Origin of the sequence: Microbacterium sp., from assembly GCF_041641055.1 — a bacterium.
Taxonomy (GTDB): Bacteria; Actinomycetota; Actinomycetes; order Actinomycetales; family Microbacteriaceae; genus Microbacterium.
Genome location: NZ_JBEPZB010000007.1, coordinates 101,781 through 125,686, shown reverse-complemented (window position 1 = coordinate 125,686; position 23,906 = coordinate 101,781). Strand labels below are relative to the sequence as shown.

The 23,906-nt window shown below is 69.4% G+C and carries 21 protein-coding genes; 13 read left to right on the top strand and 8 right to left on the bottom strand.

Features of this window, described 5'->3' with window-relative positions:
• Positions 1-17: 17 nt before the first annotated feature.
• The 5 genes from ACESK8_RS06790 (at position 18) to ACESK8_RS06770 (ending at position 4,933) form a co-directional block, all read left to right on the top strand.
• Positions 18-488: a DUF3817 domain-containing protein gene (locus ACESK8_RS06790; RefSeq protein WP_372967881.1), complete on the top strand. Its 471-nt coding sequence runs from the start codon at positions 18-20 to the stop codon at positions 486-488.
• On the top strand, positions 485-2,071 hold the full coding sequence (gene guaA, locus ACESK8_RS06785) for a glutamine-hydrolyzing GMP synthase (protein ID WP_372967880.1): 1,587 nt from the start codon (positions 485-487) through the stop codon (positions 2,069-2,071). The genes ACESK8_RS06790 and guaA overlap by 4 nt, the downstream gene beginning before the upstream one ends.
• 87 nt (positions 2,072-2,158) lie before the next feature.
• Positions 2,159-3,097, top strand: coding sequence for an L-lactate dehydrogenase (locus ACESK8_RS06780; protein WP_372967879.1), 939 nt, complete (start codon positions 2,159-2,161; stop codon positions 3,095-3,097).
• 113 nt (positions 3,098-3,210) lie between these two features.
• Positions 3,211-3,639, top strand: coding sequence for a YciI family protein (locus ACESK8_RS06775; protein ID WP_372967878.1), 429 nt, complete (start codon positions 3,211-3,213; stop codon positions 3,637-3,639).
• A 1-nt stretch (position 3,640) separates the two neighbouring features.
• Positions 3,641-4,933, top strand: a complete 1,293-nt coding sequence (locus tag ACESK8_RS06770; protein WP_372967877.1) for an RNA polymerase sigma factor — start codon at positions 3,641-3,643, stop codon at positions 4,931-4,933.
• Positions 4,934-5,010: 77 nt separating this feature from the next.
• On the opposite strand, the gene ACESK8_RS06765 is transcribed toward ACESK8_RS06770, so the two are convergent.
• Together ACESK8_RS06765 and ACESK8_RS06760 are read right to left on the bottom strand one after the other, a co-directional pair.
• Positions 5,011-5,283: a GlsB/YeaQ/YmgE family stress response membrane protein gene (locus ACESK8_RS06765; RefSeq protein WP_372967876.1), complete on the bottom strand. Its 273-nt coding sequence runs from the start codon at positions 5,281-5,283 to the stop codon at positions 5,011-5,013.
• Positions 5,284-5,442: 159 nt separating this feature from the next.
• Complete coding sequence (locus ACESK8_RS06760; RefSeq protein ID WP_060927023.1) at positions 5,443-6,369, bottom strand: Bax inhibitor-1/YccA family protein; 927 nt, start codon at positions 6,367-6,369, stop codon at positions 5,443-5,445.
• Between the two features lie 87 nt (positions 6,370-6,456).
• Between ACESK8_RS06760 and ACESK8_RS06755 the strand changes: the two genes are divergently transcribed.
• Positions 6,457-7,443 carry a glycerophosphodiester phosphodiesterase family protein gene (locus ACESK8_RS06755; RefSeq protein ID WP_372967875.1) on the top strand — a complete coding sequence of 329 codons (987 nt, stop codon included), beginning with the start codon at positions 6,457-6,459 and terminating at the stop codon, positions 7,441-7,443.
• A gap of 22 nt (positions 7,444-7,465) precedes the next feature.
• On the opposite strand, the gene ACESK8_RS06750 is transcribed toward ACESK8_RS06755, so the two are convergent.
• Both ACESK8_RS06750 and ACESK8_RS06745 read right to left on the bottom strand, forming a co-directional pair.
• The gene (locus tag ACESK8_RS06750) at positions 7,466-7,927 is read right to left on the bottom strand and encodes a hemerythrin domain-containing protein (protein WP_372967874.1); all 462 of its coding nucleotides are present in this window, start codon (positions 7,925-7,927) and stop codon (positions 7,466-7,468) included.
• Positions 7,928-7,955: 28 nt separating this feature from the next.
• Positions 7,956-8,351, bottom strand: coding sequence for a YccF domain-containing protein (locus ACESK8_RS06745; protein ID WP_372967873.1), 396 nt, complete (start codon positions 8,349-8,351; stop codon positions 7,956-7,958).
• A 97-nt stretch (positions 8,352-8,448) separates the two neighbouring features.
• On the opposite strand from ACESK8_RS06745, the gene ACESK8_RS06740 reads away from it, so the two are divergent.
• The 6 genes from ACESK8_RS06740 to ligD all read left to right on the top strand — a co-directional run bounded on the left by ACESK8_RS06740 (position 8,449) and on the right by ligD (position 18,554).
• A complete protein-coding gene (locus ACESK8_RS06740; protein ID WP_372967872.1) occupies positions 8,449-9,489 on the top strand; it encodes an ABC transporter ATP-binding protein in 1,041 nt (346 codons plus the stop codon).
• Positions 9,486-10,505 carry an ABC transporter permease gene (locus ACESK8_RS06735; protein WP_372967871.1) on the top strand — a complete coding sequence of 340 codons (1,020 nt, stop codon included), beginning with the start codon at positions 9,486-9,488 and terminating at the stop codon, positions 10,503-10,505. The genes ACESK8_RS06740 and ACESK8_RS06735 overlap by 4 nt, the downstream gene beginning before the upstream one ends.
• Before the next feature lie 145 nt (positions 10,506-10,650).
• Positions 10,651-13,743: a lamin tail domain-containing protein gene (locus ACESK8_RS06730; RefSeq protein WP_372967870.1), complete on the top strand. Its 3,093-nt coding sequence runs from the start codon at positions 10,651-10,653 to the stop codon at positions 13,741-13,743.
• Between the two features lie 90 nt (positions 13,744-13,833).
• Positions 13,834-16,287 carry an ATP-dependent helicase gene (locus tag ACESK8_RS06725; RefSeq protein WP_372967869.1) on the top strand — a complete coding sequence of 818 codons (2,454 nt, stop codon included), beginning with the start codon at positions 13,834-13,836 and terminating at the stop codon, positions 16,285-16,287.
• Between the two features lie 26 nt (positions 16,288-16,313).
• Complete coding sequence (locus tag ACESK8_RS06720; RefSeq protein WP_372967868.1) at positions 16,314-17,462, top strand: SseB family protein; 1,149 nt, start codon at positions 16,314-16,316, stop codon at positions 17,460-17,462.
• 39 nt (positions 17,463-17,501) lie between these two features.
• Positions 17,502-18,554 (top strand): non-homologous end-joining DNA ligase, encoded by a 1,053-nt coding sequence (ligD, locus tag ACESK8_RS06715; RefSeq protein WP_372967867.1) that lies wholly within the window; start codon positions 17,502-17,504, stop codon positions 18,552-18,554.
• 3 nt (positions 18,555-18,557) lie between these two features.
• On the opposite strand, the gene ACESK8_RS06710 is transcribed toward ligD, so the two are convergent.
• Both ACESK8_RS06710 and ACESK8_RS06705 read right to left on the bottom strand, forming a co-directional pair.
• Positions 18,558-19,601 (bottom strand): ATP-dependent DNA ligase, encoded by a 1,044-nt coding sequence (locus ACESK8_RS06710; RefSeq protein WP_372967866.1) that lies wholly within the window; start codon positions 19,599-19,601, stop codon positions 18,558-18,560.
• Between the two features lie 94 nt (positions 19,602-19,695).
• A complete protein-coding gene (locus tag ACESK8_RS06705) occupies positions 19,696-21,147 on the bottom strand; it encodes a phytoene desaturase family protein (RefSeq protein ID WP_372967865.1) in 1,452 nt (483 codons plus the stop codon).
• 41 nt (positions 21,148-21,188) lie between these two features.
• On the opposite strand from ACESK8_RS06705, the gene ACESK8_RS06700 reads away from it, so the two are divergent.
• Positions 21,189-21,674, top strand: coding sequence for a hypothetical protein (locus ACESK8_RS06700; RefSeq protein WP_372967864.1), 486 nt, complete (start codon positions 21,189-21,191; stop codon positions 21,672-21,674).
• Between the two features lie 124 nt (positions 21,675-21,798).
• Here ACESK8_RS06700 and ACESK8_RS06695 read toward each other — a convergent pair whose 3' ends face one another.
• Together ACESK8_RS06695 and ACESK8_RS06690 are read right to left on the bottom strand one after the other, a co-directional pair.
• Complete coding sequence (locus ACESK8_RS06695) at positions 21,799-23,034, bottom strand: acyl-CoA dehydrogenase family protein (RefSeq protein WP_372967863.1); 1,236 nt, start codon at positions 23,032-23,034, stop codon at positions 21,799-21,801.
• Between the two features lie 78 nt (positions 23,035-23,112).
• Positions 23,113-23,775, bottom strand: coding sequence for a TetR/AcrR family transcriptional regulator (locus tag ACESK8_RS06690; RefSeq protein ID WP_372967862.1), 663 nt, complete (start codon positions 23,773-23,775; stop codon positions 23,113-23,115).
• Between the last annotated feature and the right edge of the window lie 131 nt (positions 23,776-23,906).

Below are 23,906 nucleotides of genomic sequence, written 5' to 3'. Positions count from 1 at the left end.
CCGGCTAGACTGGTGGCATGCCCGAACCGAAAGTCGCCAGCTTTCCGGCGATCCGTGGTGCGCTGAAGTTCTACCAGGTCGCGTCGATCATCACCGGAGTCATGCTGCTCCTCCTGGTCGCCGAGATGGTGCTGAAGTACACGCCGATCCGACTCGAGCTCTTCGCGGGAGGCTCCGGGGGTCTGCTCTGGTTCGCGCCCGTCGTCGAGGGGCCTGAGGGGCTCGAATCGACCGGTGACGGACTCAACATCTCGCTCTCGATCCTGGTCGCGCACGGCTGGTTCTACGTCGTGTACCTCTTCGCGTGCTTCCGGATGTGGAGCCTGATGCGCTGGCCGTTCCTGCGCTTCATCCTGCTCGCCCTCGGCGGCGTCATCCCGCTGCTGTCGTTCTTCATGGAGGCCATCGTCGCTCGCGACGTCAGGGCCTACCTCGCTTCGAGGGAGGCCGCCGAGGCCTCCGCCCCTGCCACGGAAGGTGTCCGGTGACCGAACAGTCCGAGACCCAGCAGCGTCCAGCGCTCGTCGTCGACTTCGGCGCGCAGTACGCGCAGCTGATCGCCCGTCGAGTGCGAGAGGCCGGCGTCTACAGCGAGATCGTGCCGCACACCGCCACGGCGGCCGAGATCGCCGAGAAGAACCCGGTAGCGATCATCCTCTCCGGCGGGCCGTCCTCGGTCTACGAAGAGGGGGCTCCGCGTCTCGACCCTGCGGTCTTCGACCTCGGCGTCCCCACGCTCGGCATCTGCTACGGCTTCCAGTACATGGCGCAGACGCTCGGCGGCGAGGTCGCGAACACCGGCCTCCGCGAGTACGGCGCGACGGATGCAATCATCTCCGGCGACGGCGGCACGCTGCTCGGCGGCCAGCCGGCAGCGCAGAACGTCTGGATGAGCCACGGCGACCAGGTCGCCAAGGCGCCAGAGGGCTTCGACGTGCTCGCTACGACGGATGCCACGAAGGTCGCGGCCTTCGCGAACGAGGAGCGCGGCTTCTACGGCGTGCAGTGGCATCCCGAGGTCAAGCACTCCGACCACGGCCAGCAGGTGCTGGAGAACTTCCTGCACAAGGGTGCGGGCCTCGCCTCCGACTGGAACAGCGACAACGTGATCGCCGAGCAGGTCGAGCGCATCCGCGAGCAGGTCGGTGACGCTCGCGTCATCTCCGCTCTCTCGGGCGGCGTGGACTCCGCGGTCTCGACGGCCCTCGTGCACAAGGCGATCGGCGACCAGCTGACCGCGGTGTTCGTCGACCACGGCCTCCTCCGCAAGGGCGAGCGCGAGCAGGTGGAGAAGGACTACGTCGAGTCCACCGGCGTCCGCCTGATCACGGTCGACGCGGCAGACGTCTTCCTCGGCCACCTCCAGGGCGTCACCGACCCCGAGGAGAAGCGCAAGATCATCGGCCGCGAGTTCATCCGCGCGTTCGAGAAGGTCCAGCTCGACCTCGTCGCCGAGGCCAAGGCCTCCGGCGGCGCCCCGGTCAAGTTCCTCGTGCAGGGCACGCTGTACCCCGACGTCGTCGAGTCGGGCGGCGGAGCGGGCACCGCGAACATCAAGTCGCACCACAACGTGGGCGGACTGCCCGATGACCTCGACTTCGAGCTCATCGAGCCGCTGCGCGCGCTGTTCAAGGACGAGGTGCGTGCGATCGGCCGCGAGCTCGGAATCCCCGAGGCGATCGTCGGACGCCAGCCGTTCCCCGGTCCCGGTCTCGGCATCCGCATCATCGGCGAGGTCACGCAGGACCGCCTCGAGATCCTCCGTGAAGCCGACGCGATCGCGCGCGAGGAACTCACCAAGGCGGGCCTCGACCAGGACATCTGGCAGTGCCCGGTCGTTCTCCTCGCCGATGTGCGCTCGGTCGGCGTGCAGGGCGACGGCCGCACCTACGGACATCCGATCGTCCTGCGCCCGGTGTCGAGCGAAGACGCCATGACCGCCGACTGGACGCGTCTGCCCTACGACGTGCTCTCGAAGATCTCGAACCGCATCACCAACGGCGTCCGCGACGTCAACCGCGTCGTGCTCGACGTGACCTCGAAGCCGCCGGGGACCATCGAGTGGGAGTGAGCGCTCCGCTCGCATCCGCGTGACGACGAACGGGCACGGACCATCTCGGTCCGTGCCCGTTCGCGCATCTTCGGGCAGGATGAGCGTATGACCAGAGCGCGGACGAAGATCACGGTGATCGGTGCGGGAAGCGTCGGGGTGAGCGTGGCGTACGCGGCCCTGATCCGGGGGAGTGCGGCCGAGGTCGCGCTCTACGACATCGCCACGGACAAGGTGGATGCCGAGGTCCTCGACCTCGCGCACGGCACGCAGTTCACCTCGGCGGCCGTGAGCGGCGGATCCGATCTCGCGGTCGTCGAGGGGAGCGACGTGATCGTCGTGACGGCGGGCGCCAAGCAGCAGCCGGGGCAGACGCGCATGGAGCTCTCGAGCGTCAACGCCCGTCTGCTGGAGAGGCTGATGCCGCAGCTCGTCGAGCGCGCACCCGGTGCGGTGTTCATCATCGTCACGAATCCCGCGGACGTCATGACCGTGGTGGCTCAGCGTGTCTCGGGTCTCCCGTCGCACCGGGTGTTCGGATCCGGTACCGTGCTCGACACCTCCCGCCTGAGGTGGAGGCTCGCTCATCGGGCGAACGTCAGCACCGCCAGCGTGCATGCCGACATCGTCGGCGAGCATGGGGACACCGAGTTCCCGCTCTGGTCGAACGCCACGATCGGGTCCGTGCCTATCCTCGACTGGCCGGCCGATGAGCCGTTCACAGCGGAGGAGCTCGACCGCATCGCGATCGAGGTGCGGGATGCCGCGTACACCGTGATCCGCGGCAAGGGCGCCACCAACCTCGCGATCGGCGTCAGCTGCGCCCGCATCGCCGAGGCGGTGCTGCGCGACGAGCGCGCGGTGCTCCCTGTCGCCACCGTCCTCGACGGGGAGTACGGCATCCATGGCGTCGCTCTCTCGGTGCCGTCCGTCGTCGGTGCCGCCGGGGCCGTCCCGCTCGGGGAGACGCCGATGAGCGCGCACGAGGCAGGGCTGCTCCGCGCCTCTGCGGATGCCATCCGCACGGCGATCGACGAGCTCGGCTGACCTGGTCGGAAAAGATTCCGGAATTCTTCAGCGATGATGTCGATCTGCGGCATCCTCGTTCGACGTCTTCAATGAGAGGGTCGAGAGACGATCCCAGGACCAAGGAGAACACCATGAAGTACATGCTGATCATGCGCTCGAACGACGAGGCCGTCGAGGCGTACAAGGAGATGCCCTTCGAGCAGGTCATCGAGGCCATGGGCAAGTACAACGAGTCGATGATCAAGGCTGGCGTGCTGGCTGCGGGCGAAGGGCTCAGCGACGCGGCCGAGGGCTTCGTCGTCGACTTCAGCGCCGAGACCCCGCTCATCACCGACGGCCCCTACGGCGAGACCAAGGAGCTGTTCAACGGCTTCTGGATCCTCGAGGTGTCCAGCCGCGAGGAGGCGGCGGAGTGGGCGAGCCGCGCGCCGCTCGGCAAGGGGTCGTTCCTCGAGGTGCGCCGGGTGACCGACGAATCCGACTTCCCGGCCGACAACGAGTGGATCGAGAAGGAGAAGGGCTGGCGCGAAGAGGAAGAGGCGCGTCGCGCCCAGCAGTGACATGACCGACCCTCACCTCAGCGAGACGGCGCGCTCCGCACCCGACACGGGTGCTGCGGAGCGCGCCGTCGCCGCCGTGTGGCGCATCGAGTCGGCGAAGATCGTCGCGACGCTGACCCGGGTGGTGGGGGATTTCGGCCTCGCCGAGGACCTCGCTCAGGAGGCGCTGGTGGATGCCCTGCAGCAGTGGCCCGTCGACGGGGTGCCCCGCAACGGCGCGGCCTGGCTCACCGCGGTCGCGAAACGCAAGGCGATCGACGGCTGGCGGCGACGGGAGCGTCTCGACGACCGCATGGCCGTGCTCGCCCATGACCTCGAGCGCGAGCAGGCCGAGGCGGCGGATGCGCCCCCGTGGGATCCCGATGCCGTCGACGACGACGTGCTGCGGCTGATCTTCATCGCGTGCCACCCCGTGCTCTCCCGCGAGGCGCAGGTGGCGCTGACACTGAGGGTCGTGGCGGGTCTGTCGAGCGAGCAGATCGCCCGCGCGTTCCTCGTCCCCACCGCGACCGTGCAGCAGCGCATCGTGCGGGCGAAGAAGACCCTGGCCGCCGCTCACGTGCCCTTCGACATGCCGGGCAGGGACGAGCACTCGTCGCGGCTGGGCGGCATCCTCGGGGTGCTGTACCTGATCTTCAACGAGGGGCACGCGGCGAGCAGCGGACCCGACTGGATGCGCCCTGAGCTGAGTCTCGAGGCCATCCGGCTCACCCGGGTCCTCGTGGCGCTGATGCCGCGCGAGCGCGACGTGCACAGCCTGCTCGCGCTGATGGAGCTGACGGCCGCGCGATTCCCCGCCCGCGTCGACGCCCACGGCGAACCGGTGCTGCTCGCGGATCAGGACCGGCGGCGCTGGGATCGTGCGCGCATCGTCCGCGGTCGCGCCGCACTGGCCACAGCCGACACCCTCGGATCCGGCCGCGGTCCCTACGGGCTGCAGGCGGCCATCGCCGAATGCCACGCGCTCGCGCCGTCGGTCGAGGAGACCGACTGGGATCGCATCGTCGTGCTGTACGAGGCGCTGGGACGCATCGCTCCCTCGCCGGTCGTCGAGCTCAACCGCGCCGCTGCTGTCGCGATGGCGACGGGTCCCGCATCCGCGCTGCAGATCCTCGACCGGCTCGCATCCTCCGGCGCGCTCGCCGGGTACCACCTGCTGCCGGCCACCCGCGCGGAGCTGCTGCGGCGGCTCGGGCGGGAGGAGGAGGCCCGCGGCGAGTTCGCGGCCGCGGCGGCGCTCGCGGGCAACGATCGGGAGCGGGCGCTGCTGCAGGCCAAGGCCGCCGAGCGCTGAGCATCCCGCCGTAGACAGAGAACCGCCCTCTTCGCCAGCATCGCTGGAGAAGAGGGCGGTTCTGTGCTGCTAGGAGATCAGCTGCGAGCCTTGGTGCCGCGGTTGGCGACCAGGCCGTAGATCAGCAGCACGATGATCGAGCCTGCGATGGCGAGAAGCCAGGTGCCCAGGTCCCAGAACTCCGTGAGAGGACGGTTCAGGATCAGGCTGCCGAGCCATCCGCCGAGGAGGGCGCCGACGACGCCGAGCAGAAGGGTGATGAACCATCCGCCGCCCTGCTTGCCGGGAAGGATCAGCTTCGCGATGGCACCGGCGATGAGGCCGAGAAGAAGGAATCCGAGAAAGCTCATGTTTCAGCTCCTTTGTATCGTGAGCCCCGGGATGCCAGGGCTCGTGAGATCCATGGTGCCCTCTCAGCGTGTTCTCAGCCAACCCCTTGCGCCGAGGTGTCCGGATATGGCAGGAGGCCCGCCTCCCCAGGGAGACGGGCCTCGTGAGGCGAGTACGCGTCAGTTGTTGCCGCGGACGATCGCGATGATGCGGAGGATCTCGACGTAGAGCCACACGACCGTGACCATGATGCCGAAGGCGCCGAGCCAGCCGTACTTGCGGGGAGCGCCGTTGCGGACGCCCTGCTGGATCTGGTCGAAGTCGAGCACCAGCGAGTAAGCGGCCATGATGACGACGAGGACGCCGATGATCAGGCCGAGCGGGATGCCCATGATCTCGGCGCTGTAGAGACCGAAGGCCTGACCCTGCGGCAGGACGCCCGTCCACATGAGCACCAGGTTCAGCAGCGAGAACACCAGGTAGCCGACCATCGCGATCATGAAGATCTTGGTGGCCTTCTTGGATGCGCGGATCTTGCCGCTGGCGAAGAGCGCCAGCGTCACGCCGACGACCGACACGGTGGCGAGCGTCGCCTGCATGACGATGCCGGGCCAGATCGCCTCGAAGAACGCCGAGATGCCGCCGATGAAGAGTCCCTCGAACGCGGCGTACGCGAAGATCAGCGCGGGGCGGACCTTCTTGCGCGAGGTGAAGGAGATGACCATCGCGAGGACGAAGCCGCCGAGCGCGCCGACGATCCACGGGAGGAGGTTCGGCTCGAACCGGTCGTAGGGGTTCTGCTCCGGAGCGGCGACGCCACCCAGGGTCAGGAACCAGCCGACGGCGGCGGTGACGAGCAGGATGGCGAAGAGACCGGCGGTCTTCCAGACGGTGTCCTCGACCGACATGCGGTCGGTCTCGATCGCGCCGGCGGGCGGAGCGGCGTACATGCCCTCCAGCTGCGCGTTGGCGGCGGCATCCATCGTGCCGTGCTGGAACGACGCGGCCTGCGCACCCTGAGCGCCCTGCGGGGCACCCGGGTAGGTCGCGACGTTGCGCGGATCCTGCTGCTGGAACGCCGGGTTGTTGAAGGCGAAGTTGCTCATGTGGGCCTCACTCCAAAGTGGGTTGTAGGTCGCTTTCCTCAACGATACCCGGATGGGCGGTTCATCAGGGTGTTCTACGCTGAGAGCGTGCCCAGGAAATCGCCTCTCGTGATCGGGCACCGCGGTGCGCCCGGCTACCGTCCGGAACACAGTCGATCGTCGTACGAGCTCGCGCTCGCGATGGGGGTGGATGCGGTCGAGCCCGACATCGTCGCGACCAAGGACGGCGTGCTCGTCGTGCGGCACGAGAACGAGATCTCGGGGACCACGGACGTCGCCGACCATCCCGAGTTCGCGGACCGCAAGACGACCAAGCGCGTGGACGGCCAGGCGCTGACCGGGTGGTTCACCGAGGACTTCACGTGGGACGAGCTGAGCACGCTGCGCAGTCGCGAGCGCCTGCCGGAGGTGCGCCTGTCGAGCGCCACCTTCAGCGGATCCCAGGCGATTCTGCGTCTGACCGACGTGCTGGACATCGTGCGCGAGGGCTCGGTCGAGCACGGTCGCGAGATCGGGGTGGTGCTGGAGGTCAAGCACGCCACCTATTTCGCGAGCATCGGCCTCGATCTCGCTCCGCTGATCGAACGCGAGCTGCGTGCTGCCGGCTGGGCTGACGGCGAGCTGCCGCTGATCATCGAGTGCTTCGAATCCACGATCCTCGGGCAGTTGCGCTCGCGCGGCATCTCGGCCTCGTACATCTACCTGATCGAGGCGTCCGGGCGTCCGTACGACCTGCTCGTCGCGCAGGGCAAGCAGGCGCTCACCTACAAGGCGACCGTCACCCCGCAGGGGCTCGACGCGCTGGTCGGTCAGGTCGACGGAATCAGCGTCAACAAGCGGATGCTGCTCGACCCCGGCAACACGATCGTCCCGGACGCGCACGCGAGGGGGCTGCAGGTGTTCACCTGGACGTGTCGCCCCGAGAACGCGTTCCTCGCGGCGGAGTACCGCGGCCCCGGAGGTAAGAACGCCTACGGCGATTACGAGGCGGAGTGGGGCGTCATCGCCCGGACGGGCGTGGACGGCGTCTTCGTCGACCACCCCGATCTGGGCGTCGGCTTCTTCCGCAGCTGACGGGGGCGCCCCTGGACCAGCTTCAGAGCGGACCGAGCACCTCGGGCACCGCGCGATCCAGACGCAGTGCCCGCAGCGGGGCGAGGATCTGCCGCTCCTCGAAGCGGAAATGCGATTCCATGATCGCCCCGATCCCGTCGAGGTGCCGTTCGATGGTGTCCCGGCTCTCGCCGCCCTCGGCAGCCGTGCGCAGGGCGCCGAGCAGATGGGAGAGCATCGAGTGATCCTGCATGAGCTTGTCGATGACGTCGCCGAGTTCGGGATGCTCCGCGCGCAGCGCGGGGAACAGCGCCCGATCCTCACTCAGGTGATGCCCGTCGAGCGCGGAGCAGAGGCCGATGCAGAACAGCACGAGGTCGGAGGCGGCATCCGGGGCATCGGCTCCGTCATCCAGCGCTGAGCGGGTGGCCTCGAGAGCGGCCCGCAGCCGGCTGTGCGCCCGGCGCAGCTCCTCGTCCCAGGCGATCAGGCGGTCGGCATCCATCTCCCGCATTCTAGGGCGGGATCAGGGGTCAGAGAGTGCGATCGAACGCGCCGCGGCGCGAGACGATCTCCTTGCCCAGCGGCATCAGCGAGACCGGGACCATCTTGAAGTCGGCGATCCCGAGGGGGATCCCGATGATCGTGATGCAGAGCGCGAGACCCGAGACGATGTGGCCGAGCGCCAGCCACCACCCGGCGAGGACGACCCACAGCACGTTGCCGAGGAACGAGCCCACGCCCGAGGTCGGCTTGCTGACGATCTCGCGACCGAACGGCCAGATCGCATACCGGGCGATGCGGAACGAGGCGATCGCCCAGGGGATGGTCACGATCGGGATGCAGAGCAGGATGCCCGCCAGCATGTAGCCGAGGAACAGGGCGAGCCCGGCGAAGATCAGCCAGATGATGTTGAGGATGGTGCGCACCGTCCGATCATCGCATCGGCAGCTGGACGCCGGCCGGTGCGCGGCCGGCGGCCGGGGCCTCCGTCGGATCGGGCGCGGCGGATGCCAGACTGACCGCATGACCGGAATCGTCGTCGAGGGTGTCAGCAGATCGTTCGGGAGCGTACAGGCGGTGCGTGCGGCGACGCTGCGCGCCGCACCGGGCAGGGTCACCGGGCTCGTCGGGCCGAACGGAGCGGGCAAGACGACGCTGCTCCTCATGCTCGCCTCGCTCCTCGCGCCCGACACCGGCACGATCCGCATCGGAGGGGTCGACCCCTCCGAGGACCCGCTCGCCGCGCGGCGCCTGCTCGGCTGGATGCCGGATGCCCTCGGCGCCTGGCCGTCGCTGACCGCCAGGGAGACGATCACCACGACCGCGCGCCTGTACGGGATCGCACCGGACGCCGCTGCCGCCCGTGCGGCGCAGCTGCTCGCCCTCGTGGATCTCGCCGATCTCGCCGACGCTCCGGCCAAGGTGCTCTCGCGCGGACAGAAGCAGAAGCTCGGACTCGCGCGCGCACTCGTGCACGATCCGCAGGTGCTCCTGCTCGATGAGCCGGCATCCGGACTCGACCCGGAGGCGCGCATCCAGCTGCGGGTGCTGCTGCGGCGCCTTGCGGCGGAGGGACGGACGGTGCTGATCTCCAGCCATATCCTCTCCGAGCTCGAGGAGGTCATCGACGATGCGGTGTTCCTCGTCGCCGGGTCCGTGGCCGACGGCGCCGAGGCACAGAACACCGGTCGCGCCTGGCGGATCCGGATGCTCGGCGCCGACGCCGCCCGCCAGGCCGCCGATTCATGGCAGGTCGCCCAGATCCTCGGCATCCCGGTCGAATCGATCGGCGCCGACCGCGGGGGAGTGCTCGTCGGATTCGTGCACGACGAGGCCGCGGCCGCCGCACTGCACACGCTCGTCACCGCGGGACTGCGGATCTCCGAATTCGCTCCGGCGCAGAGCGCTCTGGAGCACACCTTCCTGAACCTGCACCGCCCGTCCGCCGCACCTCAGGCCGCCGCCGCCGCTCCCGGCTCCTCGACGACACCGGGCGCACCGCCCTCGGCACCGCCGCCCCCGCCCGCCGCGACGGCGACGAACCCCGAGGAGGCCGGAGCATGAGCATCACCAGCATCGGGATCATCGCCCGCCTCGAACTCACCCAGCGCCTGCGCAGCGTGGGCTGGTACGTCCTGCTCGGCGTGTTCGCACTCGTGCTGCTCGCCGTCACCGGCTTCTCCTTCGCCGTCTACTCGTGGGGCGACTTCGTCGGAGCGGGGGTGTTCTCGATCGTCGTGAACATGGTGCTGCTGCTCGTCGTCCTCGTGTCGCCGACGCTCAGCGGCAACGCGATCAACGGCGACCGCGACGCCGCGACGCTCGCCGCCGTGCAGGTCACCGCCGCGTCGACCGGCGACATCATGGTGGGCAAGCTCGTCGCCGCCGTCGCGACCGGCTTCGCGTTCCTCATCGTCGCCATCCCGTTCCTGGCCGTCTCGCTGCTCGGCGGCGGCTCGAACCCGCTCGTGCTGCTCGTCTCGCTCCTCGTGCTCATCGTCGAGATCATCATGGTGGCGGCGATCGGTGTGGGACTCAGCGGATTGATCGCCCGCCCGCTGTTCTCCGTCGCGACGACGTACCTCGTGATCGCCGGTCTGGTCATCGGCACGCTCATCGCCTTCCTGCTCGGCGGAATGGCCGTGCGCACCGAGACCACGCAGTACAACCGCCCCTACGACGACGTCGGCAACGTGGACTGCGAGTCCTGGGACACCTACACGACCGAGGTCCCGCGTTTCGACCTCGTGTGGTGGGTGCTCGCCGCCAACCCCTTCGTGGTGCTCGCGGATGCCACGCCGACCGAGTTCGATCCGAACGGATACCCGGTCGACATGTTCGGTCAGATCAAGCTCGGTGTGCGCAGCGCTCAGCAGACTCCGCTCGACCAGCGCTTCGACGAGTGCTCGGACGACCCGTACGTCTACCCGACGCCCGAGGAGACCATCGCCGGCACCGTACCCAGCTGGTTCGTCGGTCTGGGCGTGCAGCTCGTGCTCGCCGGAGGGCTGTTCGCGGGTGCCTGGTCGCGCACCCGCACGCCGGCGAAGCGGCTCCCGCCGGGCACGCGCATCGCCTGAGCGGGAGAGGACCTGAGTGGCGAGACGAGGCATGCGCGGCTGAACGGCAACCGTCCGTTCACCGGCCGTGCACCGTGGAGTCGCGCGTCGGCCATGCGGAATCGGTGTGGTGGGGGGACACCCGACTGATTCCTCCAGGAGCCCCATGTCCCGCCTGCATTCCGCGGCTGCGGTCACGACGGTCTGCGCACTCAGCGCCGCCGCCCTGCTCGCCGTTCCGCTCGCCGCCACCGGAGCCGAGACCGGCATCCGCATCAACGAGGTCGAATCCAGCGGAGGGGTGCCGGGCGACTGGATCGAGTTCGTCAACACCTCTGCGGCCGCGATCGATCTGAGCGGCTTCGTCGTCCGTGACAACGGGGAGGACGAGCCGTACACGTTCCCGCAGGGGAGCGTCATCGAGCCAGGCGCGTACCTGGTGATCGATGAGATCGCAGCGGGCGTCGGAGACTTCTCCTTCGGTCTGGGCAAGGACGATCAGGTGCGACTGTTCGACGCGGGCGGAGTGCTCGTCGACGAGACCGCCTGGACAGGGCATGCCGCAGTCACCTGGGGAGCCGAGGACGTCGACGGGACCGTCGCATGGGCGGCGACCGCCGAGAGCTCCAGGGCGGCGGCGAACGTCTTCCCGTCCGACGCCCCCGATGCGGGCTCGATCGTCATCAACGAGGTCGACTCGCAGCCGGCCGACTGGATCGAGTTCTACAACGCGGGCGACGCGGACCTCGACATCTCGGGGTACGAGATCCGCGACAATTCGGACGACCACCGGTGGCAGTTCAGCCCCGGCACCCGGATCGCCGCGGGGGAGTTCCTCGTGGTCGAGGAGGGCACCATCGGCATCGTCGGCGGTGCGGAAGCCGCCTTCCGCGATCCGATCGGCATCGGCAGCGCGGACCGCATCCGACTCTTCGACGCTGCGGGAACGCAGATCGACGACACGCTCCCGTGGAGCGGACACGCGGCGATCGACGGCGATTTCGCTGCGGCCACTCTCGCGCGCTGCCCCGACGGTCGGGGATCCTTCGTGCTCGCCCATTCGACGCCGGGCGCGGCGAACTCCTGCGTGATGCCTGACGTGGTGATCAACGAGATCGAGTCGAACGGCGACGCCACCGACTGGATCGAGGTCGTCAACACCGGAAGCACGCCGGTGGATGTGGCGGGGTGGACCGTCATTGACGGCGACCCGGTCGGTCATGCGGCCGAGACGACCCCGCTGCCAGCCGGCACAGTGCTGGAGCCCGGCGCGTACCTCGTCTTCGACCAGCCGAAGGACTTCGTGTTCGGACTGGGCAACGGCGATACCGTCACACTGCGCGACGCGAACCTGAACGTCGTCGACGAGCACGTCTACGCCGCCCACGCGGCCGGTGTCCTGGCTCGCTGCGCGGACGGCAGTGGCGACTTCGTCGACATCGCCGTATCGACCAAGGGGCTGCGCAACGCCTGCGGGAACCCGGTGCGGATCAACGAGGTCGAGTCGGACGGCGGATCGCCGGACGACTGGATCGAGCTCGTCAACCCGACGACCTCGGCGCTCGACGTGTCCGGCATCGTCGTGAAGGACGACGACGATGCGCATGCCTACCCGATCCCGGCAGGCACGACGATCGCCGCCGGCGGCCACCTCGTGATCGAGCGCGCCGCTCTGGGCTTCGGCCTCGGCGACGGCGACACGGTGCGGCTGTTCGACGGCGACCTGCTCGTGGACTCCGCCTCGTGGGGCGCAGGCCACGCCGCCACCACCTGGGGGCGCTGCCCCGACACGACCGGCGCCTTCGGAATCACGGCACGCAGCACCAAGGGAGAGGCGAACGTCTGCGCCGGAGATATCGCGGTCTCGGCCTGGCCGGGGTCGGCTGAGGTCAGGGTGCTCGACGCGGCTCCGACGTTCCTCGAGGACAGCTCGGGTCTGGACGTGCAGGAGACGAAAGACGGCGCATTCCTGTGGGCCGTCGACAACGGCGAGGGGCGGATCTGGAAGCTGAAGGCCCATGCCGACGGCTCCTTCTCGCAGATCCCCGGGTGGGAGTCGGGCAAGCGGGTGCGGTTCCAGAAGGATGCCGCGAACCCCGGTGCGGCCGGCCCCGACACCGAGGGCATCACCGTCGACGACGAAGGCGCCGTGTACGTCGCCTCGGAGCGCGACAACAGTGCCAAGGGCGTGAACCTCAACACGGTGCTGAAGGTCGACCCCGCGGCATCCGCTGGCGACCTCGTCGCCCAGCAGGAGTGGGACCTGACCTCGCTGCTGCCGGCCGTCGGGGCGAACCTCGGCATGGAGGCGGTGCAGTGGGTGCCGGACTCGGCCCTCGACGGGAAGCTCTTCGACATCACGACCGGCGCCGCGTACGATCCGAAGACCCACGCAGGCCACGGCGGCGGGCTGTTCTTCGTCGCCGTCGAGGACAACGGTCACGTGTACGCCTTCGCGCTCGCCGCCGACGGCGGGGCGACGCTCGTCTCGGAGATCGCGCCAGGGCTTCCCGGGGTGATGGCTCTCGACTACGACAGCGTCCTCGATGTGCTCTGGGCGGTCTGCGACGACGGCTGCCAGGGGCGCTCGGCGCAGATCACGCTCAACGGCTCGGCGCAGCCGGGGATCGCACACTTCGCGCGGCCCGCCGGCATGCCCGACATCAACAACGAGGGATTCGCCACGGCTCCGGCGTCGCTCTCCGCCGACGGGCAGCGTCCGGTCTGGTGGTTCGCCGACGGCTTCGCCTCGGAAGCTCTCAGGGTAGGCACCCTTCCCGGCACGGCGGGGGAGAACCCCGGCAATCCAGGGAACCCGGGCAATCCGGGCAACCCCGGCGGCGAGAAGCCGCCGCTGCCCGGCTCGGGGCTCACCGACGACAACCGAAACGGGGTGACGGTCGACCCGGCGGTCGCCTCGCGGGGGCAGACCGTGACGGTGACGGCGGGCGGGGCGCACGCCTCCGAGCGTGTGTCGGTGTGGATGTACTCCGAGCCGGTGCGCCTGGCGACGGGGACGGCATCCGCCGACGGAGCGCTCACGGTCACGATCCCGACGGATGGTCCGCTGGGCGCCCACCGCATCGCGGTGTACTCCGCCGCCGGTGAGCTGATCGGCTGGGCCGACATCCGCGTCGCCCAGAGCGGCGGGGGTCTCGCCGCGACGGGTGCGGAGGTCCCGGCGGCGGCGATCGCGCTGGCGCTGCTGCTGATGACGGGCGGTGCGCTCGCGGTCCGCCGACGCAGCCGCGCGGCCTAGGAGTCACGAGGGCGGGGAGGCCGTGCTCCGGCCTCCCCGCCTGCCCTCCCGTGCCCCCGTGTCGGTGGCTCGGCCTAGACTCATAAGGCCATGACCGAAGCCCCCCTCATCGTCCCCGGATCCGTCGGCCCACGCTCCACAGGGGCGGAGGGGCACGACGATCTCCTCGCCGGCCTCAACCCTCAGCAGCTCGAGGCCGTGACCTATCGCGGCCCCGCGCTGCTCATCGTCGCGGGTGCGGGCTCGGGCAAGACCAGCGTGCTCACCCGACGCATCGCGTCACTGCTCCGCAGCCGCGAGGCATGGCCCAGCCAGATCCTCGCGATCACCTTCACCAACAAGGCCGCCGGCGAGATGCGCGAGCGCGTCGAGGCGATCATCGGCGACGCGGCGCGCGGCATGTGGATCTCGACGTTCCACTCCGCCTGCGTGCGGATCCTGCGCCGGGAGGCACAGCAGTTCGGCTTCACGAAGTCGTTCACGATCTACGACTCCGGCGACTCGCGGGCCCTGATCAAGCGGCTCGTCAAGGAGCACGAGGCCGACGCGTACGGTCTGACCCCGGCATCCGTCCAGTCGCGCATCTCGAAGCTCAAGAACGAGCTCTCGGATGCCGAGGCCTACGCGCGCCAGGCCAACATGTCGGACCCGGCCGAGCGGATCTTCGTCGAGCTCTTCACCGACTACCAGCGGCAGCTGCAGAAGGCCAACGCCTTCGACTTCGACGACCTCATCGGTCAGACGGTCTACCTGTTCCGGGCGTTCCCGCAGGTCGCCGACACGTACCGCCGTCGGTTCCGGCACATCCTCGTCGACGAGTACCAGGACACCAACCACGCCCAGTACGCGCTGATCCACGAGCTCACCCGGCCGGTGTCGGGCGAGTCCGCCGATCCGTATGCCTCCAACGGCATGATGATCTTCGAACCGGAGATTTCGCCGGAGCTGGAGGGTGCATCGCTCACGGTGGTCGGCGACTCCGACCAGTCGATCTACGCCTTCCGCGGTGCCGACATCCGCAACATCAGCGAGTTCGAGCGCGACTTCCCCGGTGCTCGGGTCGTCCTGCTCGAGCAGAACTACCGGTCGACGCAGAACATCCTGTCCGCGGCCAACGCCGTGATCGGCAACAACTTCGACCGCAAGGACAAGAAGCTCTGGAGCGACAAGGGCGACGGCGACATGATCGTCGGCTTCACGGGGTACTCGCAGCACGACGAGGCCCAGTTCGTGGCCGATGAGGTCGAGGCTCTGCATCGTGCGGGGATGCCGTACTCCGAGATGGCGGTCTTCTACCGCACCAACTCGCAGTCGCGCGCGTTGGAGGAGATCTTCATCCGCTCCGCCGTGCCCTACAAGATCATGGGCGGCACGAAGTTCTACGAGCGCGCGGAGATCAAGGACGCCCTGGCGTATCTCGTCGCCGTCGCGAACCCCGCCGACGAGATGGCGGTGCGCCGCATCCTGAACAAGCCGAGGCGAGGTATCGGCGACGTCACCGAGACGGCGATCGCGCGATTCGCCGAAGATCACGGGATCACCTTCCGCCAGGCCCTCTCGGTCCCCGACCAGCTGGGCTTCGGTCCGAAGATCCAGGCCGGGATCGCCCAGCTCGACGCAGTGCTCGCCGAGGCGACCGAGATCATGCTTCCGGCGTCCGGTGAAGTGCCGGCGCCGACGACCGTGGCCGACGGGCTGAGTGTGCTGCTCTCCAAGAGCGGCTACCTCGACGCGCTGCGCGCCAGCCGCGACCCGCAGGACGAGGCCCGCGTCGAGAACCTCGACGAGTTCGTCGCAGTCGCGCGCGACTTCGCGCGCAATAACCCCGAAGGCACCATCGTCGACTTCCTCACCGAGGTCGCGCTCGTCTCCGACGCCGACGACCTGGACGACGAGTCCGGATCGGTGTCGCTGATGACGATGCACACGGCCAAGGGCCTCGAGTACGACGCCGTGTTCGTCACGGGTGTCGAAGAGGACCTGATCCCGCACCGGATCTCCGCAGGCGAGCCTGGCGGACCGCAGGAGGAGCGTCGGCTCTTCTACGTCGGCATCACCCGCGCGCGCAAGCGCCTGCACCTCTCGCTCGCGATGACCAGGGCGCAGTTCGGCGAAGTGTCGGTCGCCATGCCCAGCCGGTTCCTGCAGGAGATCCCGGCCGGACTCATCGACTGGCGCCAGTCGCCGGGAGACGTGAACTCCCGGGGAGGGTCGCAGTCGCGCGCGCTCAACGCACGCCGCGCCGGAGGGTTCGGCGGATCCGGCTCCGGTGATCGTTTCGCCGTCAAACAGCTGCCGGGCAGGGACTCGCTCAAGCCGCTGTCGACCGCGATGGACAAGTTCCCCAACCGTGTCACGGCCAAGATGCGCGACAACGGCGACCTCGAGCTGGCGGCGGGCGACCGCATCCGTCACTCCGACTTCGGCGAGGGGCGCGTCGACGCGGTGACCGGCGAGGGTGCGAAGCGCATCGCGCATGTCCGCTTCGATTCGGCCGGGCAGAAGAAGCTCCTCATCAAGGTCGCGCCGATCGAGAAGATCTAGCGGTTCCGCGGGTTAGGCTGGCTGATATGGCCCTGTTCTCCCGCCGCAAGAAGTCCGCTGACGACGTCGTCGCCGACCAGACCGAGATCGAGGCCGCCGAGTCAGAGGATGTGCCGGCGACCGACACGTCGGATGCGCAGGCGACGCCGGACGAGACCCCCGAAGCCGCGCCGAGCATCGGCATCTCGGTTCAGGCCTTCCGAGGCGTGGGCGCTCAGGCCGGCCCGGAGGTGACGCTTCCCGCGCCGGATGCGGCAGCAGCGTCGGGCTCCGCGCCGATGTCGGCCCCCGCTGCGGCACCGGCGCCGGTCGCGACGCCGGCACCCGAGCCCGAAAGACGCCTGCCCCTCGCTCCGGTCCAGCCGCCGGAGCAGACCGAGACCGTCCCCGGCATGAAGGACAACGTCCTGCTCCGTGAATCGCTCAAGGAGGTCGAGAAGGGCGCGACGAACGAGCAGCTCCTCGGCGTTCTGCGTCAGGTGCTGCAGGGACACCTGTACATCCGCGTGAACGGCGATGCCCGCGCGCAGATCAGCGAGGGCAAGCCGCTGGCGGTCGCCGTGGTGCGTGACGGCGAGCGCCAGTTCATGCTCGCCTTCAGCTCGGCCGCGGCCGTGCGCGACTCGGTGCAGCTCGAGAAGGATCCTTCTGCGACCTCCGCGGTCGCGCAGCCGGTCACCTCGGTACTCCAGCAGGTCGTGTCCGGAGACTTCGCCGGGCTCATCGTCGACAACGCCTCTGCGCCGCATCGCGTCGTGTTCCCCACTGAACTGCTGCAGAAGGCGCTCGACCAGGCCGACGTCGACATGACGGTGAAGTCGATCCTCGCGGCTCCGCGCGAGCAGGACACCGCATCCAAGCTCGGCGATGCGCTCGCCGTGAAGCGCATGTGGGTCGCCGTCAACGAGGGCAACAGCAGCGGACAGGTGGGCATCGCCGAAGCGCAGACGCCAGACGGCAAGCGGTTCCTGCAGCTGTTCTCGCATCCCCTCGAGGTGCTGGCGCTGGGGCGGGGAGATCGTCCGCTGCCCTTCGAGCCGCAGCAGCTCGCGAATCTGCTGTCCAGCCATATCGAGATGGCGGGGGTCATCATCGACCCGGCAGGGCCCAGCATGCTCGTCGAGCGCGACGCTCTCACATCGGTGCTGATCATGGCCGTCGACATCGGCGACTGAGGGGTTCCGTCCGTCGCACGCGGACTCTAGGGTCGGAGCATGGCCTCAGAACGCGTGACCCTGACCGTCATCGACCCCGACGGGGAGCGCGAAGTCGCCCTCTCCAGTCCGAACCGGGTCGTCTGGCCTAAGGACGGCATCACGAAGGCCGAGCTCGCGGAGTACTTCCAGCAGGTCAGCGTGCCGTTCCTCGAGGCGAACGGCAACCGACCGGTGTCCCTCGAACGATTCCGCGACGGCGTGGGCAGCGAGGGCTTCTTCTCCAAGAACCCTCCCAAGGGCACACCCGACTACGTGGACGCGGTGATGGTCACGTACAACAGCGGGCGGCGGCATCCGCAGATCGTGCTCAACCGGCCCAGCGCCATCGTCTGGGCCGCGCAGATGAACACGATCGTCTTCCACCCGTGGGCGTCGCTCGCCACCGACTCCGACAACCCCGTCGAGCTGCGCATCGATCTCGACCCCCAGCCGGGCACAGGGTTCGCGGATGCCGTACCGGCCGCCCGTGCCCTCCGTGAGGTGTTGAAGGAGGTCGGGCTCGACGCGTTCGTGAAGACGAGCGGCAACCGCGGACTCCACGTGTTCGCCCCGATCGAGCCGACTCATGAGTTCCTCGACGTCCGCCATGCCGTGATCGCCGCCGGCCGGGAACTGGAGCGGCGGATGCCGGAGCAGGTCACGATGAACTGGTGGAAGGAGGAGCGGGGGGAGCGGATCTTCATCGACTTCAACCAGGCGAATCGCGACCGCACCATGGCGGGTGCGTACAGCCCGCGTGCACTCCCCGGCGCCACGGTCTCGACACCGGTGCACTGGGATGAGCTCGACGGATTGGACCCGGCGGCCTTCACCGTGCGCAGCGTCCCCCGGCGCCTGGAGGAGATCGGAGATCCGTGGGCGGGAGCGCAGGAGAAGCGCGGACGCATCGACACGCTCCTGCAATGGTGGGAACGCGATGTGGCTGACGGGCTCGGAGAGCTGTCGTTCCCGCCGGAGTTCCCGAAGATGCCCGGCGAGCCGCCCCGCGTGCAGCCCAGCAAGAAGGTGGCCGCGAACTGGGACGAGAACGGCGATCCGGTCGAGGACTGACGCTCAGCCGATCACGTCGGCGAGATCGTAGCCGGCGACCGTGTCGAGCTGGTCGTAGGTGCACGAGCGCGCGTCCCGGTCCGGGCGCCAGCGCTCGAACTGCACGGTATGGCGGAAGCGCGCGCCTTCGAGCTGGTCGTACCGGACCTCGAGCACGAGCTCGGGGCGCAGCCGCACGAAAGACACGTCCTTCGATCCGCTGAACCGCGAGCGTTCGCCTTCACCCGTGACGGCTGCGCCGGCGTCATCGCGTTCGACCAGCGGCTCCAGCTCCTCGACGAGCTGTCGGCGACGCACGTCGCTCCACGCGGCGACGCCGCCGACCTGGAGCAGAGTGCCGTCGGCGTCGTAGAGCCCGACCAGCAGAGAGCCCACCCCGGAGCCCGACTTGTGCACGCGATAGCCCAGCGCGACGACATCGGCGGTGCGGGCGTGCTTGATCTTCACGAGCGTCCGCTTGCCCGGCGCATAGGGCTGATCGAGGGGCTTCGCGACCACGCCGTCGAGCCCCGCGCCCTCGAATTCGGCGAGCCAGCGCACGGCGGCGTCGCGATCGCGGGTGGTGCGGGTGATGTGCAGCGGATGCTCGACCGAGGACATCAGCGTCTCGAGCCTGGCGCGCCGCTCGGCGAACGGAGTCCCCTGCAGGTCCTCGTCGCCGAGGGCGAGCAGATCGAAGGCGATGAACATCGCGGGCGTCTCGACGGCGAGCCTGTTCACCCGGGATGCGGCGGGATGGATGCGTTGGCTGAGCGCCTCCCAGTCCAATCGCTGCGCGCCGTCCGGCCCGGTGGCGACGACGATCTCGCCGTCGAGGAGGCAGGGGCCGGGGAGCAGACGCGGGATCGCCTCGACGAGCTCGGGGAAGTAGCGGGTGAGGGGCTTCGCGCCGCGGGAGCCGATCTCGACGTCCTCCCCATCCCAGGCGATCAGACCGCGGAAGCCGTCCCACTTCGGTTCGAAGAGGAGCCCGCCGGCGGTCTTCGCGGGGTCGGGGACGGATGCTGCCGCCTTCGCCAGCATCGGGGCGGGGATCTCATAGCGCATGGATCCATCCTGGCCGGGGTTCCGTCGACGCAGAAGGGCCAGTTCGGCCGCATCCGTCTGCAGCGCCGCAGGCTGAACCGCGTGTGGGGAGCGGTCAGCCGAAGAGATCGCCGAGGGAGGCGGGTCTTCCGGCATCCTTCAGAGCCGTGCGGGCCGCGTGCCAGCCCGCCATGCCGTTGACGCCGGGACCAGGAGGCGTCGAGGCGGAGGCGAGGTAGACGCCGCGCATCGGGGTGCGCCACGGGGCGGTGCCGAGCACGGGCCGACGCAGCGCCTGCGGGATCGTGAACGCGCCGCCGAGGATGTCGCCGCCGATCTCGGACGGGTTGATCGCCTCGCGATGCGAGGCCGGCACCGAGTGGTGCGCGAGGATCAGATCGCGGAAGCCCGGCGCGAACCTCTCGACCTGTCGGGTGATCAGCTCGGTGGCGTCGAGGTCGGAGTTCTGCGGCACGTGGATGTACGTCCAGAGGACCGCCTTGCCCTCGGGAGCCCTGGTGGGGTCGAAGACCGACGGCTGCACGGTGAGGACGTACGGTCGATCGCTGATCCGTCCCCTGGCCACGGCGTTCTCGCTCTCCCAGACCTCCGCGGCGGAGCCGCCGACGTGCACGGTGGGGGCCTGCGCGACGTCGGCGTTCGCCCACGGGATCGGCCCGTCGAGGGCGAAGTCGACCTTCGCGGCGGCGGGGCCGTAGCGGTACCCGCGGATCGCCCTCGCGTATCCGGCGGGGATGTCGGGGTGGGTGAGCGTGAGGCGGGGTGAGGTGTTCAGCAGCAGCAGGTCACCGCGGGCGGGGTCGCCCCAGTCGAGCGTGCCGAGGTCGGTGACGTGCGTGCCCGACTCGACGGTCCCGCCGTGCGCCTCGATGTCCGCGACCATGCTGTCGGCGATGCGCTGCGCTCCGCCGCGCGGGTACATCCACCCGCCCGCGTGGGCCTGGGCCGCGAGCAGCAGCCCGGCGGCCGCACCGGCGAGCGAGGGCATCGGGGTGTTCGCGTGCGCGAGCACCCCCGACATCAGGCCGGCGGCCTCGTCGGTGCGCAGCGAGTGGCGGGCGAGCGGGGTGCCCTGATCCAGCATCCGCAGTGCGAAGCGGAGCGCCGTGAGCGGGTCGCGCGGGATCCGGAGCATCTGGTTGCCGGTGAAGTCGACGACGCCCTCGACGTGGCTGCTGAGCGGGCGGAGCAGCGCGAGCCAGGCGCGTTCGTCGACACCGAGTCCCGCGGCGGTGCGCTCGATGTCGCGCCAGGCGATCCCTGCGCGTCCGCCGTCGAGCGGGTGGGCGTAGGAGATCTCGGGAAGGATCCACTCGATCCGCTCCGCGAGCCCGAAAGCCTGGAAGAACGGCGACGAGAGCGCGGCCGGATGCACGGCGGCGCAGACGTCGTGGAGGAATCCGGGGAGGGTGTTCTCGGCGGTGCGGACGCCGCCGCCGATCGTGTCGGATGCCTCCAGGACGCGCACCTCGTACCCGGAGCGGGCCAGTGCCACCGCCGCCGCGAGGCCGTTCGGTCCTGAGCCGATGATCGTCGCGCGAGCCATACGGCCAGTCTTCCACGTCCGGGCGTGAGATCCTTGAAGAGATGAATGAAGTCCAGGGGCCTACCCCCACCGGAACCTCCCGTCCCTACCGCACCCTCACCGAGGCGCTCCGCGCGCACCGCATCGCCGTCGAGAACCATGAGTTCATCACGGCGATCACGGATGCCGTCGGCATCTCCTCGTACATCGACCGCGGCCGCTACATCGAGGCGATCCGCCGCGGCGCCGGTGCTCCGCTGCACATCGGCAAGACCTACACGAACGGGTTCACGGAGGACGAGGTGGTCGTGATCGGCTCCACGCCTCTGCGTCTGCAGCCCAGCGAGGGCCGCGCACCGTACTTCTATGTGACGCATCCGAGCGAGTTCCGTCCGATCGCCCCGGTGAAGGCCAAGCGCTCGTCGACACCCCGAGTCGCCGCGGCACCGAAGGTCGCTCGTGCGCCGAAGCCGGTCGAGCGGGACTACGGCGTGTGCGACGTCTGCTTCATGCTGAAGACGCCGTCCGGCGGCTGCGGCTGCGACTGACCTCTGCTGCGGTCCCGATCTGCACAGGGTTCCCCGCACAGCACACGAACGGACGGGACTGGTGTGCTGATCGTGACAAGGTGTGCGCGCCGGGACCGTCGCGACCGGTCGTCCTCGGCCGAGCTCAGGCGAAGGCGCTCATCCCGGTGATGTCACGCCCGAGCAGCAGCGCCTGCACGCTCTCGGTGCCCTCGTAGGTGTGGATCGCCTCGATGTCGGCCATGTGCTGCATCACGCCGTTCTCGAGCAGGATGCCGTTGCCGCCGAGCAGGTCACGGGCGATGGAGGCCACCCGCCTCGCCGCTCGGGTGTTGTGGAACTTCGCCAGTGAGGCCTGCGTCGGACGCAGCTCGCCCGCGGTCTCCAGGTCGGCGAGGCGGCGGCAGTAGAGCTGCATCGCGGTGAGGTCCTCGAGCATGTGCGTGAGCCGCTCCTGCACCATCTGGAACTTCGCGAGCGGCTTGCCGAACTGGATGCGCTCCTTCGAGTACGCCAGAGCCGCCTCGTAGCAGGCGGTCGCGTGACCGAGTGCCGACCAGGCCACGCCCGAGCGGGTGGCGTAGAGCACGACGGACGCGTCCTTGAAACTGTGCGTGCCCGGCAGGACCGCATCGAGGGGCACGCGGACGTCGTCGAGCACGATGTGCGCCTGGTGGATCGCGCGCAGCGATGCCTTGCCGCGGATCGGGGTGCCGGTGTAGCCGGGAGTGTCCTGTTCGACGAGGAAGCAGCGGACCGCACCATGCTCGGATGCCGTCTCATCGTCGACACGCGCCCAGACGAACGTGATGCCGCCCGATGCGCCGTTGCCGATCCACTTCTTGGTGCCGCGGAGCACCCAGTGGTCGCCGTCGCGGCGCGCCACCGTCTCCAGGGACACGGAGTCCGAGCCGTGATCGGGCTCGGTCAGCGCGAACGAGCCGAACGCCGAGCCGTCGGCGAGCGAGGTGAGCCACTTCTCCTGCTGCTCGGGCGAGCCGAAGAGGGCGAGGGTGCGCAGGGCGAGGCCGCCCTGCACGGCGAGCACGGTGCCGAGCGACCCGTCGCCGCGGGAGATCTCCATGTTCACCAGTCCCGCGGCGAGAGGCGAGAGGCGCGTGAGCGACGGATGCTCGATACCGTCGGCCACGAGGTCCATCTCGCCCATACGCCGAGCGGCGTCCAGCGGATACTCGGCGCGGTCCCAGGCGTCCGCCATCTGCGGCCCGACCTCGTCGATGTACGCCTTCGCTCGCTCCCAGGCGGCACGGTCGGCCTCGGGGATGTCGGCGAAGACGGCGTAGTAGTCGCTGTCCTGGCGTCCGGTGATGTCATACGACGAGACGCGCTCGCCGGGGAAGGGGGAGGCTGCGGTGCTCATGGTGACTCCTTCGTGGCACCAAGTATCGTACTCGCTGAAACTCGGTTCCACGACCCCGCCGCTCGCGGACGGCGCGGATCAGTCGAGCTGAGAGCGCAGCCTTCTCGTCACCTCGGCGATCGGCATGGACCGGGGGAACACCGCGACCACCACGTCGTCCGGCTCGTCGGTCGCGGCATCCGCCGGGACCCCGTAGCGCCGACGCACATCGCCCAGCGCCGACTGCAGTGTCGACAGCGGCACCTTCTTACGTCCGCGGAGCAGCTGACGCAGCACGTGGTTGTGCACCGCCGTCACGAGGGCCGCGAAGCCGACGGCATCCAGCGGATCCACCCCGGGCAGCGCGCTGCGCAGGTATTCGTCGAACAGCCTCTCGTACCGGAACACCGTGATGATCTCGCGTTCGCGCAGCACCGGCACCTGACGGACGATCTGATAGCGACGACGGGCCAGCTCCGGATCGTGCGCGAAATGCGCGAAGACGGACTCGGATGCCGCGCACACCGCGCCCCACGGATCTTCGTGCCCCTCGGAGAGGAACTCGCGGAGGCGGTCGAGGAGCAGCTCGTGATCGGCGAAGACGACGTCCTCCTTGCCGCCGAACTGACGGAAGAACGTGGACCGGGAGACCCCCGCGGCCTTGGCGATCTGCTCGACGGAGGTCTGATCGAATCCCTGGGCCTGGAAGAGCTCGAGGGCGGCGGCGACGACGGCGTCGCGCGAATCGGGGAAGTCTCGCATAGCGAAAGCCTAGGACCTCACGGCCAGAGCGCCACGGTGTCTGACGTTCCGAGACGCTCAGGCGCGTCCAGATCGGGGTAGTAGGCTGGGGGACTGGTCGATGTCTCGACATCGAGAGAATTACCAGACAG